Below are 16,686 nucleotides of genomic sequence, written 5' to 3' on the forward strand. Positions count from 1 at the left end.
ATTACCTCTGGCGCAGCAGCGCCAAGATCGGCGCGGGCAAGTTCAGGCCGCTACGACCGCTGCAACCGGCTTAGCGTGCTTTATTTTCCGTTTTCTGAGACGACCCCTACGGGCTTCCTGCGCCCGTTTTTCGCCGCCGACGCGCTCCCGGCCGGGCGCTGGCCGTGGCCGCCCGCGTAGCGTTCCTGTAGGGTTTGTAAAATTTCTGTATGGTCTTGTGTTTTGTAATATGTAGTAGTATTATACAACATACTACAACGCTACATTTTTACAGGAGCGCATCATGGCCGTGACCAAAGAGCAGATTTTTTCCGCCGCTGACGAGCTGGCCGCCGGCGGCCAGAAGCCCACCCTTGAGGCCATCCGCCAGCGCACCGGCGGCAGCTACACCACCATTTCCCCGGCGCTGAACGAATGGAAGGCCCGGCAGGCCACGGCCGCCGCGCCGCTGCGCGAGCCTGCGCCCCAGGCTGTCGCCGACCGTCTGGCCGAACTGGGCGCGGACGTGTGGGCCGTGGCGCTCGACCTGGCAAACGCCCGCCTGGCCGTGGAGCGCGAGGCGCTGGAAAAGGCCCGCGCCGAGCTGGAAGCCGACCGCAACGAGGCAACCGAGCTGGCCGACAAGCTGGCGAGCGACGTGGAAGCTCTGCAATCCCGCCTGGCGTCCATCGAGGCCGCCGAAGCGGCCGCACGCGGCGAAGCCGACGAGCTGCGGGCCAGCCTGACCGCTGCCCAGGAACAGGCGCACACCGCCGAGGCCCGCGCCCAGGAGATCGAGCGCCGCGCCGGCGAGCTGCGCACGGAACTGGACAGGGCGCACCAGGACGCCGACCAGGCGCGCGGGGCTCTGGCCGAGCAGCAGAAGGCCAGCCAGGCCGCCGCCGCTCAACTCGACCAGGTGCGCGGCGAGCTGGTGAAGGCGCAGGCCAAGGCCGAGGCCGACCAGGAAGCGCACCAGGAGCAGCGCAAGACCGCAGCGGCCGAGGCGCACCGCATGGCCGAACGCCTCACCGCCGCCCAGGGCGAACGCGACCAGGCGCGGCAGGATGCCAGCGCCGCCCGCGAGGAAGCCGCCCGCCTGGCCGGGCAGCTCACGGCGCACCAGGAACAGAACGCCGCGCTGCTGGCCCGCATCCAGCCGGCGGCCGACCAGGACAAGCCGGCCAAGGGGCGCAAGTGATGCGGGCAGGGCTGGCCGCGTTCGCGGTCATCCTGGCGGCGACGGCCGCCCAGGCCGGCGAGCTGCGCGGCCGGGTGGTGGCCGTCGCCGATGGCGACACGCTCACCATTCTGGACGCCGGCCGCCAGCAGCGCCGCATCCGGCTGGCCGAGATCGACGCGCCCGAGAAGCGGCAACCCTTCGGCCAGCGGTCGAAGCAATCGCTTTCCGATCTTTGCTACGGCCGGGATGCCGTCATCGAGGACGGCGGGCGCGACCGCTACGGCCGCACCATCGGCCGCGTGAGCTGCGCGGGCATCGACGCCAACGCCGAGCAGGTACGGCGCGGCATGGCATGGGTTTTCGACCGCTACGCGACCGACCGGAGCCTCTACGCGATCCAGGACGAGGCGAGGGCGGCCCGGCGTGGCCTATGGCGCGATCCCCAGCCGGTGCCGCCGTGGGAATACAGGGCTAAAAAATAGTAAATGCACTGTTTTTAATGTTAAAAACAGTGCATCGCTTCGGGCTGATATTGACACTTGGGGGGCGGCTTTAGCCGCTGAAAGACTACTGGCCGCCGCGCCGCTGCCTGGCGGCGGCCAGGTCGATCACGTCCGCCGTGCGCCGGCCGGCGGCCTGCATCGGCGTGGCCGGGGCAGGGCGGCCGGGTTCCGCCTGGCGCGGCCGCCGGCGGAACAGTTCGAGCAGGAACGACCCCAGGAAGATGCCGGGAATGAACGGCAGCACGATCAGCACGCCCAGGGCCGAGGCCAGCGCCCGGAAGGGCTTGGCGAGCCACCGCAGCGGCCCGCGCAGCAGATCGGCCAGCAGGCCATCGAGCAACCAGAGCGCCACAGCCAGGACGAAGCCGCCGGCGGCGACCGTCATCACCGCGCCGCCGCCGAACCAGGCGGCCAGGCCGACCAGCAGCAGATAACCGATGACGACGAAAACCCACATGGCCGCGCCCGTCAGCTATGGTAGGGGTTCGCGTCGAACCGCCCGGCATACTCGGGATCAGCCAGATAGTTCAGCCGGTCGAGCAGGTACGGATATTCGCCCTTGACCAGCACAATCGGCTTTTCCGGGCCGAGGCGCATCACCTCGTCAGGCGTCAGCAGCTCACGCCCGGCGAACTGCTGGCTTGTGCCCTTGCTCTTGCCGCTGTTCATCGAGCCGCCGCCGCCGGAAATGCCGGTGCCGCTGTTCTTGCCGCTGTTCTCTGTCTCGAACTCGATGGTGGCTTTGCCCAGGCTGTCGCTGATGTATTTGGCCGTGTCGTAGTCGTCCGTTCCATAGAACGACTTGGCGCTGTTCGCCAGGAAGGTTTGCCACTTCGGATAGGCACCCTTGAGCTGCGACAAGTCTTGAATGAACACCCAGAAGGCCAGGCCGTAGCCGCGCAGCAGCGAAACGGCGTCCTCGATCTGCTTCATGTAGCCGAGCTGGCCGAACTCATCGAGCAGGAACGCGACCCGGTGCGCGGGCTGCACGTTGCTGGACGTGATGGCGGCAATCACCGAGCTGATGAACAGGCGCAGGAATCGGGCATTCGGGCCGATGCGGTTGGCCGGCATGACCAGGTAAACCGTCATGGCCGTGGCCTTGATTTCCGACAGGTCGAAGCCGGAGCGCGACAGCGCCGCCGCGATGCGCGGGTCATCCAGGAATGCCGTATTCCGGCGGGCCGTCGAAAGCACCGAGCCGCGTTCCTTGTCGGCCATCCCCATGAGCGTATTTGCCGCCCTGGCCGGGATGCCGAAGGCGGCCGTTTCGTCAGCGGCCATCATGCCCAAGAGGTCGAAAAACTCCGCTTCCCCGGCCGTCAGCAGCCGGCGCAGCTCGCCCAGGTTCCGGCGCTCCACGTCATCCAGTCCGGCAACGTGCAGCATCAAGCCTTGCAGGAAGTTCTTGGCGGACTCATCGAAATGCACGCCGTCGCCCTTGCTTTCGGAGATCACCAAGGCATCGGCCAGGATGGCCGATTCACTCACGCAATCCGGGTTCCACACGTCGATCCGGTCAAGCACGTTGAAGGCCGCGCCGCCGTCGCCATTGACCGCGAACGGATCGACCACATGCACGGCCTGGCCGAGCGCCCGGCGGGCGCGAGCCGTCACGGCCGCGTTTTCGCCCTTCACGTCAAGCACCAGGGCCGAGCCGGGATAGTCCAGGAGGTTCGGGATCACCGCGCCAATGCCCTTGCCGGAGCCGGTCGGGGCGACCGTCACGACGTGGCCGGTAAAGCGGAAACGCTGATCGAGGCCGGCGGACGCATCGGCCACCCGGCCCAGGGCGAAACCGGCAGGTTTTCCGGGCGCGACCAGGTGCCCGGCCTGGCGGATTTCCGCGACCGTGCCCCACCTGGCCGACCCATGCGTGACCGGCTGCGCGCCGGGCGCGGAAGCGGCTTGAACGGCGGCCGCGCCGATGCTGGCAGCGCCGCCCGGTTCGCCCTGCAATCCGGCCCGCAGGTTGTCCAACCAGGCCCCCAGGACGCGCAGCCGATGGCCCAGGGTGGAGCCTTCGCCGAGCTTGGACGCCAGCGCGCCGCAGATGCGGCCGCCCTGCGCATACATGGCATAGGTGCCGACCAGGGTTGCCGCGATCATGGCCCAGGACGGCAGGAACGGAACCAGCACGAACGCCAGCACCATTGCCGACGCCGGCAGCAGGTAGGCGAGGGCGGCCGCGCCCGCCAGCGTGATCGGGTTTTGTTTGCGCTTCACGGCCACCACGACCGCGCCGAGCATCAGCACGAAAAGGACGAAGAAGAAGATGCCCCAAACCTCAATGATGCGCCGGGCGAAGCCGCCGAAATAGCCGCTTGCCGTGCTTCCGGAAAGCTGCTCCCGGCGCGTCGCGGCCTTCTGCTCAACCTGGCCGCGATACTCCGCTAGAACCTTGTCGCCTTCCGCAGCCGCCAGCCCCTTCACGAACTCAACGCCCCGCGTCACGGACTGCTGCACCACATTGACGCCGGCGGTAGCCGCCGCCGCCGGGCGTTGGCCGTCCAGACCGCCGGAAATCCGGGCGCTGAACTCGTCCAGGTTCGCCGCCGTTCCCAGGCCCGCGTTCTGCAAGAAAAGGCCGAGGTCGGCGCGATACAGGCTAAGGATGTTCGCCGCGCCAACGGCGTTCCGGCTCGCCAGCGCGGCCGCTTCCATTTCCTTCAAAACGGGCAGCAATTCGGCCCACTTGGCGCGGTAGGCTTTCCAGTCTCCGGCGTTCGTCGCCATCGCCAAATCCTGCTGCCCAATGTCGAGCTTTTGCAGGTTCGCTTCCCACGTCCGGTAGGTCGATTCCTGCGCGTCACAAATGCGCTTCACCCAGGCGTCAGCATCAGCCGCGCCGTAGAGCTTTCCGGCTTCGGCAGCCGGGTTGCATTCAGGGAAAACGCGGGCGTGCGCCGTGTTCGCCAGAGACAGGACGAACGCCCCGAAAAACACCGCCACAACGGCGGCCCACAATCGCGCTGCTAGAGCTTCAAAATCCATCATGCTTCACCTCTCTGTCAGGTAGAAATTGACGGCTAGGAACGGTTGCCGCCGTCCTCTCCATCATCGGAAAAAGCCGCGTCGCCCGCCGCCTCAAAGCGCGCTTTGGTGGCGTCAGCGTTCGGCCCTTTGAGCGCGCCGGCCGCGAGGGTCAAAGCGCCCAAGATCACGGATGCAGGATAGTCCGCCATGCCGGACTTGATGACCAAGCCGCCAAGCTGAATCTTGCGGCGTGCATCTTCTCTCCTGGCGTTCATCCGAAGGCGTCCTAAATCGCGTTCAGTTCGCGCCAGGCGCTGCCGGAGCCGGGGCAGCTTGCTTGGCTTCGCCCTTGCGAAATTTCGAGGCGATAGCCTCAAACTCCTTCCGCATGGCTGCGTCGTCAATGTCGAGATCGCCGAGACCGGCGGCAATGGCAATCTTGCCGATGCGTTCAGCGGCCTTGCTTTCGAGTTCGGCCAGTTCTGCCTTGATGCGGTTCAGCTCGGCCAGCTTGTCGGCCTTGCGTTCGGATAAGGTCTTTCGTGCCATCGTTACAGCTCCTTTCGTGATTGTGGGTTATGCCCGCGTGATGTTAGCACCTTGCGACGCTGGTAGGGAAGGCACGGCGCTGGTATAGTCATGCAGCGAAGCGAAATGCGCACTTACGGGTTGCTGCGCAACCCTCCTGCGGCCGGGGATACCCCGGCACCCCTTTTTAGCGGCTAAAACGCCAAGGGAAGAAATGGCGATCTACCACCTGAACACGCACACGATAGGACGGGCGGCCGGGCATAGCGCCGTGGCTGCTGCCGCCTATCGATCCGCGTCGAAGCTGGTAGATGAGCGCACCGGGGAAGTGTTCGACTTCACCCGGAAAGGCGGCGTCCTGTCGGCCGAGATCGTCACGCCCGCAGGCGTTCCGGTTCCCGAGCGCGCCGCCTTGTGGAATGCCGCCGAGGCCGCCGAGAAGCGCAAGGATGCGCGAGTGGCCCGCGAGTGGCGGGCGGCCCTGCCGCACGAGCTGAACGAAGCCGACCGGCGCGAGCTTGCAACGCGCATGGGGCAGGCTATCGCCGACCGCTACGGCGTGGCCGTGGATGTGTGCATCCACGCCCCGGACAGGGAAGGCGACGACCGCAATTTCCACGTTCACATGCTGGCGACCACGCGCACCATTGGCGCGGATGGAGCGCTAGGCGCTAAGGCCGTCATCGAGCTGGCGAACAAGGACAGGCAGAAGGCGGGCATTCCTGGCACCAGCCAGGGCGACATTACCGACATCCGCCGCGAGTGGGCGGAGCTGACAAACGAGGCATTGGAGCGGGCCGGAATCAGCGCCCGTATCGACCACCGCAGCTATGCGGATCAAGGCGTTGAGCTGACGCCAACCAAGCACATCGGCAGCGACGCCGTGGCGATGGATAGGCGCGGCCTGGAAGCCGACCGCATCGACATTCACAACGCCGACCGGCAGGAGCAGGCGCGGCAGATCGCCGAGCGGCCGGAGATCATCCTAGACAAGATCACGGCGACGCAGGCCGTATTCACGCGCCGCGACATTGCCGCCGAGCTGAACCGCTACATTGACGACGCCGGGCAGTTCCAGGGCTTGCTTGCCAAGCTGGAAAACTCGCCGCTGCTGGTCGAGATGGAACCGGCGAACGGCCGCGATCCGGCGAAGTTCTCCACCCGCGAAATGATCGAGACTGAGCGCGGCATGGTGGAGTGCGCCGAGCGCCTGGCGCGCACCGGACGGCATGGCGTTTCCGGCCCGATCACGAACGCCGCGATTGATGGCGCGGGCACCCTGTCGGCCGAGCAGCAAAACGCTGTCCGGCACGTTCTCAAGCCGGGCAGCCTGGCCGTTGTCATCGGCGACGCCGGCACGGGCAAATCCTTCTCCATGAAGATAGCCCGCGAGGCGTGGCAGGCCCAGGGCTTCAACGTGCGAGGCGCGGCGCTGGCAGGCAAGGCGGCCGACGAATTGCAGGCTGGCAGCGGCATCGAAAGCCGCACGCTCGCCAGTCTTGAATTTGCGTGGAAGAACGGAAAGGACAAGCTCACTTCCCGCGATGTTCTCGTGATCGACGAGGCGGGCATGATAGGCAGCCGCCAGCTTGGCCGCGTGCTGAAAGCAGCCGAGCAGGCCGGGGCAAAAGTCGTCCTGCTGGGCGATGACAAGCAGCTTGCCGCCATCGAGGCAGGCGCGGCGTTTCGTGCCGTCGTGCAGCACGTCGGAGCGGCCGAAATTACCGAGGTGCGCCGGCAGAAACACGCCTGGATGCGCGAGGCCGGCCAGCAGCTTGCGCGGGGTTCCGTGGCCGATGGCCTGGCGGCCTACGCCGAGCGCGGCCACGTCCAAATCCACGGCAGCCGGGAGGCAGCGCGCGACGCCCTGGCGGCGTCCTATGTCGGCGACCAGGGCAAGGGAAGCCAGATCATCCTTGCCCATTCCAATGCGGACGTTCAGGCGCTTAACCAGGCCGTGCGCGATGCCCGGAAGGAGCGCGGCGAGCTGGCCGGTTCCGCCCGGTTCGTGACCGAGCGCGGCGGCCGCGAGTTCGCCGCCGGCGACCGCATCGTGTTCCTGAAAAACGACCGCGATCTAGGCGTGAAGAACGGCACCCTTGGCACCGTCGAGCGGGCCGAGGATGGCAGCCTGGCCGTTCGGCTGGACAGCGGCGAAGCGCGCCAGGTGCAGGCGTCCCAATATGCGGCCGTCGATCACGGCTATGCAGTCACGATTCACAAGGCCCAGGGCGTCACCGTCGATAGGGCTTACCTGCTGGCGACCCCCGGCATGGATAGGAGCCTGGCCTATGTCGGCATGACCCGGCACCGCGAGGCCGCTACCCTGTTTGCCGGGGCGGACGACTTCACCGACCGGCGGGCCGGGCGGCTGGTCGATCACGGCGCAGCGCCCTACGAGAACAAGCCGGAGAACCGGCCGAGCTACTTTGCCACCCTGGAGAACGACAAGGGCGAGCGGCACACCATTTGGGGCGTCGATCTTGAGCGCGCCATTGCCGCCAGCGGCGCGCAGCGCGGCGACCGCATCGGCTTGGAGCACGGCGGTTCGCAAACCGTGCGCCTGCCGGATGGCACCACGGCCGAGCGCAACACTTGGCACGTTCGCGGCGCGGCCGAGCTGGCCGCCGGGAAGCTGGCCCAGGTGCTGGGCCGCGAGCGGCCGAAGGAAAGCACGCTGGACTTTGCCGACCGGCGCGGCTTCGACGGCGAGAACGTCATGCGCCGCTGGCTCGAACGCGGCCGGGCCAAGGTGGCCGAGCTGGCCGGGAAGATGCAGCGCGCCATGCGCCGCAGCTTGGAGCGCCACGGCCGCCCCGACCTCATGCCCGCGACCGACATTGCCGGCCGTCCGGCCGTGCAGCGGCCGCAGCAGATCGAGCAGCCGGCAGCGCCGCAGCGGCCCCAGGCCGAGCGCCCGGCCCCCGACCCGCTGGCCGGGTTCCGCGCTGGCGTCGAGCGTGCCGAGGCGGCCGGCGGCGGCTTGGCGCTGGACGTGGCGAAGGCACAGCTTGCCGTCGCCCAGGAGTTCCAGGCGGCCGGGAAAGACCCCCGGCACCATGCGGCCGCGATCATGCAGGAAGGCCAGCAGAGGGCCTTTGCGGGCCTGGCGCAGCCGTCCCAGGCCAAGGCCGAGCCGGAGCGCCCTGCGGCCGTCCAGGTCAGCGAGCAAGACCGCAAGCGGGCCGAGATGTACGCCAAGCGAGAGGCCGACCAGTTCAAGGCGCTGGCCGTGAAGCGGCAGGCGGGCTTTGCGGGCTACACCGACCGCAACCCGAGCGCCTGGCGCGAGCTGCCGGCCGAGCTGCGCGAGCGCATCGAGCGGTTCAACGCTCTGCCGAAGGAGCGCCAGGCCGTCGAGCTGGACAAGATGCAGCGCGAGCTTGCCGACAGGTATGCACGCGACCCGAAGGAGATCGAGCGCAGCCGGCAGCGGCAGCGCGAGCAGGAACGCGGCAACGGCGGTTTGAGCCGGTGACGCGCCGTTTTCAACCAACCAGGAGCACGCACCATGAGCACAGAACCGACGAACGACGAGCTGGCCCAGGGCTACGCCAAGCAGATCGAGCAGGCGCAGCAGCGGCGCGAGGCGAAAGATCTTGAGCGGCTGGAACGCCACGGCCAGGCGGCCGCGCAGCAGTCCCAGGCCATCGAGGCCGAGCAGAAGCAAGGCCAGCAGGGCCAGGGCTTCGAGCTGGACGCCAGCCAGAAAGTCGAGCTGAACGAGATCAACGGCCAGCAGGCAAAGACGCTGGCAAAGGAATTAAACCGGGACAACGAGAACGGCGACCAGGTGAAGCAGGCCCGCGCCCGCGAGATCGCCGAACGGTTCAAGGAGAAGGCGGCGCGCGACCGGGAGCAGTCCCGCAGCTTTAGCCGCTGAAAGGCGGCGCCAGGGCGGCGGCAACCGGCCCAGGCGCCTAACCACAACCCCATCCGACAGAGGGATGAAATCATGGCTGAAACCAATGTTACCGGCGGCGCCCGCCGCGAGCTAACGAAATACCGCGTGACCTTCGCGGCCGCCGTCATCGGCCTGGCCGGGGCCGGCTGGATGTTCCAGGCGGCCTATGAGCAGCACATCAAGGTTTTGCAGATCGGCGACGACACCGGCCAGCGCCTGCAAATGCGCGGCCTCAACCACGACCAGGAGGGCGCGGAGCATGGGCAGCGTTGAATCCTGGCGGCGCGCTGCCCTGGCGGCCTACGTCCTGGCCGGTGTCGGCCTGGCCTCGGGCGGCTATGCCCTTGCCACCACGCAGGCGAACGTGAACGCCATCGCGGCCGCGCAGAAGCGTCTTGATGACGACGAGTGGAGCAAGCATCAGGCGCACGCCAAGACCGACAGCGCCCGCAGCGCCGCCGGCGAAGGCGTGGCGCTGGACGCCCGCCCCTACCCTGCCGCCGCCGATTGGGCGGCTGTGGCCGGCCAGGTGATGCCGTCCGTTGTCATGGTGGCCGTTATCGAGCGCGCCAAGGGCGACGGCAGCCGTAACCGGGCATGGCTTGTCCCTGGCGTTCAAACCAACCTGGCAACCGAGCTGCTGACCCGTTACCGGGCCTGGCAACACGAATGGGCGAAGGCCGACCAGGAACGCGAATGGGTGACGCTGGGCGCGGGCTTCCTTGTCGGCGACGGCCGCACGGCGCTGACGGCCGCGCACGTCCTGGCCGGCATCGAGGGCGTGCGGGTGAAGCTGGCAAGCGGGGAATGGCGCAGCGCCCGCGTGGCGCGCATCGACCATGTGCGCGACGTGGCCGCGCTGCTGATCGACGGCGAGCCGGGCCAGCCGGTGCGCGTGGCCCCCGCCCTGCCACGCCAAGGCCAGGCCATCGCCGCGATCGGCTCCCCGAAGGGCTTGGACTTCTCCATGAGCGCGGGCATCGTCAGCCGTCACGGCCAGGTCGGCGGCCTGATTGGCGCGGCGGGCATGTTGCAGATCGACGCGCCCATAGCGGGCGGCAACTCCGGCGGCGTTGTCGTCAATGGCCGGGGCGAGGCCGTGGGCCTTGTGAGCCACAGCGCCGGGCCATTCACCCAGGCCGTGCCCATCGGCCGCGCCTTGGCCGTGGCGGGCTTGTAGAGGCAACCAGGAACAGCAAGGGCGGCCAGGTCGCCGCCCTTTTCGCTTCCGGGCCTGCACCGTCAGAAATGGCGATGCTGGCCAGCCCTACCCGTCCAGGCCGTGCATGGCCCTGGCCCGCGCCGCGACTTCGCAGGCGTGCTGGATATAGGCCGGGTCGGCCGTAGCTTCGGCGTCGGCCAGGAATGCGGCCACGGCCTCGGCACTGGTCAGGAACTCGGCCGGGTCATAGGGCGTCAGCACTTCATGGCCGACCGCCGGCGCATCCACCCATTCGCGTTGCTCGGGCGGCAATGGATACTGGCCGGATGCTTCGGCTTCGGCCAGCAGCTCATCGAGCGTGCGGCGTACCTGGTCGGGCGTGACGGCGCGGGCCGGGTCGGCCTTCAATGCGTCGTAGGCTGGGCCGGCCTTCTCCTTTTCCAGTGTGTCTCCAAACAAGCTACGAAATACCGTGCCTTCACCCGTTTCAGGGGGTTCGGCTGCGTGTGTGTTGAGAGTTGCGAAGGCGGCCAAAACCGCACCAAACGTTTTCAGCTTGATGTTGATCATTATCTATCTCTTGTTTTTATTGTCAGAGTTTTAGAGGGCGGGGCATCCTTGCCCCCGGAAAATCGTGTTAGACGTGGCAGGCACACACGCCAGGCGACGAATCGTTCCAAGTGAACTCGGCGATCGCAGTACCGCCGGCTAGTGTGCAATTAGTTTGATGGAGGCGTTACTGTCAACGTTTCAGTATTTCGTTTAGCTCAGCACACTCGTATTTTGCCGAGACATGGGTAATCATCGAGCTTTTCTGGGTGGCGAACTCAATGGTCGATTCATTATCAGGTGTATAGGGTTGCCAAGTCGGTAGTCCGGCTCCGTTCGGGTTTCCACTTTTAGCAAAATTAGTCCAAAAACCGACAATATGATCAGACAGTCGCTGTTGGGTTGTATTGAGTGATGTTGTCCGACCTGTTGCCCCGTGAAAACCCTTGAAAATATACTGAAGTTCGCTCGTATGAGCTGCCTTATAGGGGAAGGACACTGGATCAAGTAATGACGGCGCAGTCGTGTCGGCAAACTCATAAGCATAGACAGGCACGTATTTGGCGAGTAGAGAGTTCACCATGGGGGTAGGACAAATGAATTTTGCCCGTCCAAAAAAATCTGCAAAGTGGGCGCCGAGATCACGGCCATCAGCCGGCAGATTTGCGATGCTAAACAGCGCCTCGCCTTGACGCGCACCTAGAGACGATTTCATGCTCTCCAAATATGCCGCTCGATCGATCGGGTGCCCTGATAGGAGCATCAGGCCCGCAAAAAACGTCCCTTCGTTGCTATTGAATCCGTTGATAATGGAGGCGCGGTTGAAGCGCCCGTCACGGAAGGCATCAATGAATGGCATAGGGAGGATCTGGCCGTCGGTTACTACTTGCGCCTTTACGCTCTTAACGCCTTTCTCAAGAATGTCATTTGTCGACAGCCCTCGCAGACAAGCGGCTGCTTTACTCCCTTCAAGCTTTCCACAGCCTGTGTTTTCGGCGAATTGCTGACCCAGTTCGGTCGCTTCGTCAATAGTGGGTTGCTTCAGCGAATATGATCCGCTGGAGACAATGGCTTTTTGAAAGAGCCCCTTCGCACCAGGGGAAACAATTTGCGCCAGTACACTATGACCTCCAGCCGACTCGCCAAAAATGGTGACGTTTTTGTTATCACCGCCGAATTGAGCGATGTTTTTGTTGACCCATTTCAACGCCGCCTGCTGGTCCAGAGTGCCATAGTTAATGGCCGGATGACCTTCGCCATTAATAGCGGGGTGCGAAAAGAACCCGAACATTCCGAGTCGATAATTGAACGTCACGACGATGACGCCCTTGTCCACGAGTCTGCTGACGTCATAATCATCGCCCGAACCTGTCCCTAATCCGCCGCCATGTATCCAGACCATAACGGGCCATTTACTTGCACCAGAAGCTGGATGGGACGGAGCATAAACATTCAGATAAAGGCAGTCTTCACTATCACTCGTTGAACCAAAACCGCCGAGCGAAAATTTGGTAGCGCAAATGTCGCGAAATTTATCGGCCGCCAACGGCGATTGCCAAGGTTCGGCTTGCACCGGTGGCATCCAGCGCAAAGCGCCGACTGGCGGCTGTGCAAACGGAATGCCTTTGAACGCACGGTAGCCGTCTTGTTTGACACCTACAACCCGACCAGTGTCTGTGGCAATAGACAACGAGCCGGAGTCAGCTGTCGTCGCGAGCGTGCTGGCAGAGCACGTCACCGCCGAGAACGCGAGAAGGCAACTAAGAAAATTCTTTCGAAGGGTACTCATTGGTTATCCTTAAAAATAGGTTGCAGCGAACGACGCTCGCGGTAAAATAATCCGTTTGGGCAAATGATGTCAATTAGGGAAATCCTGCAAAACCTCGCGAACAGCCTGATAGACGCAGCCCAGTCATGGCATCCTCCCAAGCCATGAAGCAAAGCAGCCTTGACCTGAACCTGAGTACCAAGAAGACCCGCAAGCAAGAACTGCTGACCCAGATGGATCGGGTGGTTCCCTGGGCTGCTCTGGTCGAACTCATTGCGCCCTATTACCCCGAAGGCAAGAACGGCCGCCCACCCTTTGCCCTGGAGACCATGCTGCGTATCCACTGCATGCAGCAGTGGTTCACCCTGTCAGATCTGGCGATGGAAGAGGCCTTCTTTGACACCCCGATCTACCGGGAGTTTGCAAGTCTTGATGCCCATGGGAGGGTGCCTGACGAGAGCACCATCCTGAGGTTTCGCCACCGGCTGGAGAAACACAAGCTGGCCGAGCAGATTCTGGCCACTGTCAACGAGCTTCTGGCAGCCCAGGGCTTGTTGCTCAAGGCAGGCACTGCGGTGGATGCCACCTTGATTGCAGCGCCCAGCTCCACCAAGAACAAGGACAAGAAACGCGACCCAGAGATGCATTCGAGCCAAAAGGGCAACGAGTGGCACTTTGGCATGAAGGCCCATATCGGCGTGGATGCAGACTCGGGACTCGTGCATACCGTCATAGGCACCTCGGGTAACGTGGCCGACGTTGTAGAGGGCAACAGCTTGCTGCACGGGCAGGAGACAGACGGGTTTGGTGATGCAGGCTACCAAGGTATAGACAAGCGCCCGGATGCAAAGAAGGACGTCACCTGGCACATCGCGATGCGTCCAGGCAAGCGCAGAGCGCTGGACAAAGAGAACAACCCCGTTGACGCGCTCATAGACCAAGTAGAGAAGATCAAGGCAAGTATCCGGGCCAAGGTGGAGCACCCGTTTAGGGTGATCAAGAGGCAGTTTGGATACACCAAGGTGCGCTACCGGGGTCTCAAGAAGAACACGCTGCAGCTCAAGACGCTGTTTGCGCTATCGAACCTGTGGATGGTGCGCCACCAACTGCTGGCGGCGCAGGGATGAGTGCGCCTGAAGACAGGCAAATGGCCGCAAAGGCGGGGCAAATGGCCTTAATGGGCGTGGAAAGTGGTGCGAAAACGCTGGCTAAACGCCATCCATCGCACTATCTGAAACCGGTGGCCTTGTAGCACTCACGAATTCGAGTTGTTCAGGACATCCTTCTCATGCAGCCAGCTTTCCAGGTTCTCCGGCGTGTCGTCAGCTTTCAGATCGGCCAGCAGCTCATCGACCGAGCCGAACGGCCCGGCAACGCGGCCGACGCGGCTATCTGCAATCGCTTCTTCGGTTTTCTTCCTGCCCATGTCCTATTGCCCCTTTCCGGCCAGGTGCGGCGGCCCTAGGAAATCTAGCAGGGCTTGGCGCGTGGCCTCATGGTTCTTGGTTTCGCACTCCCAAATCACCAGCACTTCCCACCTAGCGGCGGCGAGCTGCGCAAGCGCGGCCTTGTCGCGCTCTATGTTGCGTTCGAGCTTGGGAAGCCAGTAGGCGGCATTCGACTTGGGCGGCCGCCCTTCCCTGCACCCCGGATGCTGATGCCAGAAACAGCCGTGAATGAAGATCACTTTCCGGCGGCCGGGAAACACCAGGTCGGGCTTGCCGGGAATGTCCTTGCGGTGCAGCCGGTAGCGGTAGCCCAGGCCATGCGCCAGGCGGCGCACGGCCATTTCCGGGGCGGTGTTCTTGCTGCGGATGCGCCGCATGTTCTCGCTGCGGTTCATCCCCATGCGCTGGCCCCTACTTGCCCCGCTTCACGACCCACGACCAGCCGAAAGACTCGACCAGCTTCCGCGAGCGCAGCAGCTCCCAGCCCAGGCGCAGGGACTCGGCCCGGCTTTCGGCCGTCACGCGGCCGATGTACTTGGTAACGGTCTTTCCGTGGGCCTTGAATTGCAGATAGCCGTACAACTGATGCGAGCGGGAATAGTGCCGGGCAGCTACCGAGGCCGTGACGACCGTTCCATCGGCTAGGCGCAGCTCGCGCCGCTCAGGCCCGCCGGCGGCCTCGTCCTGTTCGCGCTGGCCGGCCGTCATGGCTCACACTGCCAGGTCAAGCGGCAGGTCTGAAATGTCCTTCAGGCGCTTGCCATCGACCATCACCGCCAGGAGGTCGGCCGCATCGTCCATGCCCAGGTCTTTCACGGTAGCTTGCAGCTCATACAGGGCGAAGTGATACACGCAATCAATGTCCCCCGTGCCCAGGGCGATAGATGCCAGGCGGCTCGGTGTTGGTTCGGCCGTGACGACCACCACATGCGGCAGACGGCCCTTGCGGTTGCGTACCAGGTTCAACGCTTCGGAACGGGCGTTTTGCGCCCGGTCGCTGCGGATCGTCCACTTGCAGGAAATGCTTGCATGCAGCAGCGGCAGGCCGCCGTTTTTCTTCCGCAGGCTGGCAAGCGTGGTCACGGTGTCATCGACCAGGCACGCCGGCGCATTGATGGTGCCGTCGTCCTCGGTGTCGCGCACGACCACGATATCCGGCGTGATGGTGTAGTCGCTTCCCAGGGCGGCGGCCAGTTCGGCATCGGCCTTGGCAGCCCGGTCAAGGGCGACCAGGTGCGCGTATTGCTCATACCGGGCGATTTCCAAGCGATTGCGGCCGGAGACTTGATGCACGTCCCAGGTGCCGGGGCGGAGGTGCCCCAGCTTGAGGAAGGTTTCCTGCACGAAGGCCGCGCAAATGCCCTCGAACTGGTTGCCCGAGGTCTGGCCCGCGATCCGCTCCCCGATGGTTTCGGCCTTGAGCAGATCGGCAATGCCCTTGGCAATCGCCTTGCTCGTCGTGTTGCTGCTGTCGGCGTTGCTGACCACCCCCGCGCTGTTGATGGTCAGGGTTGATTGAAGCAGCGAGGCATGGAACGCCTTGCGGGCTTCCACGAAGCCGGCGGCCGTCGTCATCACGCCACCTTGAAAATGCGCTTCACGGACAGGGCCGCGAATATCTGACGGGCCACGGCCGCAGCGACCGGCGGCGGGAAGGCGTTGCCGATCTGGCGATAGGCGGCCGTCTTGCGCCCGTAGAACTGCCAGTCATCGGGGAAGCCCTGAATCCGTGCCGTCATGCGCGGCGTCAGGCGCGGCATGCCCACGAAGTCACGCGGCGGGGCCTCGTCCCACAACCCCATGCCATCTACGCCGAGGGCGGCCCAGGCGCGTTTTGCGCGAGTCGGGCCGAGGTCTGGCCCGCCGTGCTTCTTGGAGCCGCCTACCAAGGTCGGGGCAATGGTGCTGGCCTGTTCGCGCCAGCGGTCAGCGCCACGCCAGCCGTTGGCGGCCATGAGATCGTGCAGCAATTCGCCCACAGTCGGCGGTTCAGTCTTGAGAGGTTCCGGCCAGGAGAACCCGGCGGCCAGGTCTTTGCGGATGCCCACGAACACCACACGCGGACGGAGCTGGGAAACGCCATAGTCCGAGGCATTGAGCAGCCGCCAACCAGGCACATAGCCCAGCTTCTTGAGCTGCTTTTCGACCTTGTTCCGGTAGTCGTCAAAGACGGCATCGAGCAGGCCGCGCACGTTCTCAAGCATCACGGCTTGCGGGCGGCACTCATCGACCAGGCGGATAGCTTCGGGGAACAGGTCGCGCTCATCCTTTGCGCCGAGCTGCTTTCCAGCCTTGGAGAACGGCGGGCACGGCACGCCGCCGGCCACCAGGTCAATGCCCTGGTAGGGGCGGCCATCGAAGCGGCGTAAGTCTTCCTCAATGACGTTCCAGGCCGGGCGGTTGAGCCGCAGCGTTGCACATGCTGCCGGTTCCAGTTCGACCAGGGCCGCATGATCGAAGCCAGCCATTTCCAGGCCGAGCGCCTGGCCCCCTGCCCCTGCGCACATTTCCAAAGAATTGAATTGGCTCATATCGCTTTTCTCTTGGTTGATTGACGTGGCTTTCTGGCTGCCGGTGCCGCGAACATATCCGGTTGTAAGCCGCCTTGGTGCCTGTCGGCGAACGCCTGCATGAACTCGCGCAGCACTTCCGATGCATTCCGGTTTTCAGCCAGACAGGCCCCTTG

At 64.7% G+C, this 16,686-nt stretch carries 18 protein-coding genes; 7 read left to right on the plus strand and 11 right to left on the minus strand.

Going from position 1 to position 16,686, the window contains the following annotated elements; genetic code table 11:
• The first annotated feature begins 283 nt into the window (after window positions 1-283).
• Both V8Z74_RS23890 and V8Z74_RS23895 read left to right on the plus strand, forming a co-directional pair.
• Window positions 284-1,180 carry a DNA-binding protein gene (locus tag V8Z74_RS23890; RefSeq protein ID WP_171887553.1) on the plus strand — a complete coding sequence of 299 codons (897 nt, stop codon included), beginning with the start codon at window positions 284-286 and terminating at the stop codon, window positions 1,178-1,180.
• A complete protein-coding gene (locus tag V8Z74_RS23895; RefSeq protein WP_171887552.1) occupies window positions 1,180-1,644 on the plus strand; it encodes a thermonuclease family protein in 465 nt (154 codons plus the stop codon). Before V8Z74_RS23890 ends, V8Z74_RS23895 begins: the two co-directional genes overlap by 1 nt.
• An 85-nt stretch (window positions 1,645-1,729) precedes the next feature.
• Here V8Z74_RS23895 and V8Z74_RS23900 read toward each other — a convergent pair whose 3' ends face one another.
• Genes V8Z74_RS23900 through V8Z74_RS23915 form a run of 4 tightly spaced genes read right to left on the minus strand, consistent with a single transcriptional unit; the run spans window position 1,730 to window position 5,190 of the window.
• Window positions 1,730-2,122: a hypothetical protein gene (locus tag V8Z74_RS23900; protein ID WP_171887551.1), complete on the minus strand. Its 393-nt coding sequence runs from the start codon at window positions 2,120-2,122 to the stop codon at window positions 1,730-1,732.
• 11 nt (window positions 2,123-2,133) lie between these two features.
• A complete protein-coding gene (locus V8Z74_RS23905; protein ID WP_198421943.1) occupies window positions 2,134-4,662 on the minus strand; it encodes a type IV secretory system conjugative DNA transfer family protein in 2,529 nt (842 codons plus the stop codon).
• A 32-nt stretch (window positions 4,663-4,694) separates the two neighbouring features.
• Complete coding sequence (locus V8Z74_RS23910; RefSeq protein ID WP_171887550.1) at window positions 4,695-4,916, minus strand: conjugal transfer protein TraD; 222 nt, start codon at window positions 4,914-4,916, stop codon at window positions 4,695-4,697.
• A 22-nt stretch (window positions 4,917-4,938) separates the two neighbouring features.
• Window positions 4,939-5,190, minus strand: coding sequence for a TraC family protein (locus tag V8Z74_RS23915; RefSeq protein WP_129994635.1), 252 nt, complete (start codon window positions 5,188-5,190; stop codon window positions 4,939-4,941).
• A gap of 193 nt (window positions 5,191-5,383) precedes the next feature.
• Between V8Z74_RS23915 and traA the strand changes: the two genes are divergently transcribed.
• The 4 genes from traA (at window position 5,384) to V8Z74_RS23935 (ending at window position 10,253) form a co-directional block, all read left to right on the plus strand.
• Entirely contained in the window at window positions 5,384-8,647 is a 3,264-nt protein-coding gene (traA, locus tag V8Z74_RS23920; protein WP_104874797.1) for a Ti-type conjugative transfer relaxase TraA, read from the plus strand.
• A 33-nt stretch (window positions 8,648-8,680) separates the two neighbouring features.
• Window positions 8,681-9,052: a hypothetical protein gene (locus tag V8Z74_RS23925; protein ID WP_079651109.1), complete on the plus strand. Its 372-nt coding sequence runs from the start codon at window positions 8,681-8,683 to the stop codon at window positions 9,050-9,052.
• Between the two features lie 72 nt (window positions 9,053-9,124).
• The gene (locus V8Z74_RS23930; RefSeq protein WP_104874799.1) at window positions 9,125-9,346 is read left to right on the plus strand and encodes a hypothetical protein; all 222 of its coding nucleotides are present in this window, start codon (window positions 9,125-9,127) and stop codon (window positions 9,344-9,346) included.
• Window positions 9,333-10,253: a S1C family serine protease gene (locus tag V8Z74_RS23935; protein WP_113935220.1), complete on the plus strand. Its 921-nt coding sequence runs from the start codon at window positions 9,333-9,335 to the stop codon at window positions 10,251-10,253. Before V8Z74_RS23930 ends, V8Z74_RS23935 begins: the two co-directional genes overlap by 14 nt.
• 87 nt (window positions 10,254-10,340) lie before the next feature.
• On the opposite strand, the gene V8Z74_RS23940 is transcribed toward V8Z74_RS23935, so the two are convergent.
• Window positions 10,341-10,694 (minus strand): helix-turn-helix domain-containing protein, encoded by a 354-nt coding sequence (locus tag V8Z74_RS23940; RefSeq protein WP_349711734.1) that lies wholly within the window; start codon window positions 10,692-10,694, stop codon window positions 10,341-10,343.
• A gap of 283 nt (window positions 10,695-10,977) precedes the next feature.
• Window positions 10,978-12,573 (minus strand): carboxylesterase/lipase family protein, encoded by a 1,596-nt coding sequence (locus tag V8Z74_RS23945; RefSeq protein ID WP_349711736.1) that lies wholly within the window; start codon window positions 12,571-12,573, stop codon window positions 10,978-10,980.
• A gap of 143 nt (window positions 12,574-12,716) precedes the next feature.
• Here V8Z74_RS23945 and V8Z74_RS23950 point away from each other — a divergent pair, with 143 nt between their 5' ends.
• Complete coding sequence (locus V8Z74_RS23950; protein ID WP_349711754.1) at window positions 12,717-13,679, plus strand: IS5 family transposase; 963 nt, start codon at window positions 12,717-12,719, stop codon at window positions 13,677-13,679.
• A 128-nt stretch (window positions 13,680-13,807) separates the two neighbouring features.
• Here V8Z74_RS23950 and V8Z74_RS23955 read toward each other — a convergent pair whose 3' ends face one another.
• From V8Z74_RS23955 to V8Z74_RS23975, 5 genes are read right to left on the minus strand one after another with little or no spacing between them, the layout of a single operon-like run.
• Complete coding sequence (locus tag V8Z74_RS23955; RefSeq protein ID WP_349711738.1) at window positions 13,808-13,978, minus strand: hypothetical protein; 171 nt, start codon at window positions 13,976-13,978, stop codon at window positions 13,808-13,810.
• A gap of 3 nt (window positions 13,979-13,981) precedes the next feature.
• Window positions 13,982-14,401 (minus strand): very short patch repair endonuclease, encoded by a 420-nt coding sequence (locus V8Z74_RS23960; RefSeq protein WP_111111088.1) that lies wholly within the window; start codon window positions 14,399-14,401, stop codon window positions 13,982-13,984.
• Window positions 14,402-14,411: 10 nt separating this feature from the next.
• Window positions 14,412-14,708 carry a hypothetical protein gene (locus V8Z74_RS23965; RefSeq protein ID WP_059318886.1) on the minus strand — a complete coding sequence of 99 codons (297 nt, stop codon included), beginning with the start codon at window positions 14,706-14,708 and terminating at the stop codon, window positions 14,412-14,414.
• Window positions 14,709-14,711: 3 nt separating this feature from the next.
• Window positions 14,712-15,575 carry an NgoMIV family type II restriction endonuclease gene (locus V8Z74_RS23970; protein WP_191604241.1) on the minus strand — a complete coding sequence of 288 codons (864 nt, stop codon included), beginning with the start codon at window positions 15,573-15,575 and terminating at the stop codon, window positions 14,712-14,714.
• Window positions 15,575-16,531, minus strand: coding sequence for a DNA cytosine methyltransferase (locus tag V8Z74_RS23975; RefSeq protein WP_059318885.1), 957 nt, complete (start codon window positions 16,529-16,531; stop codon window positions 15,575-15,577). The genes V8Z74_RS23970 and V8Z74_RS23975 overlap by 1 nt, the downstream gene beginning before the upstream one ends.
• Between the last annotated feature and the right edge of the window lie 155 nt (window positions 16,532-16,686).

The organism is Comamonas sp. w2-DMI, from assembly GCF_040187735.1.
Taxonomy (GTDB): domain Bacteria; phylum Pseudomonadota; class Gammaproteobacteria; order Burkholderiales; family Burkholderiaceae_C; genus Comamonas; species Comamonas terrae.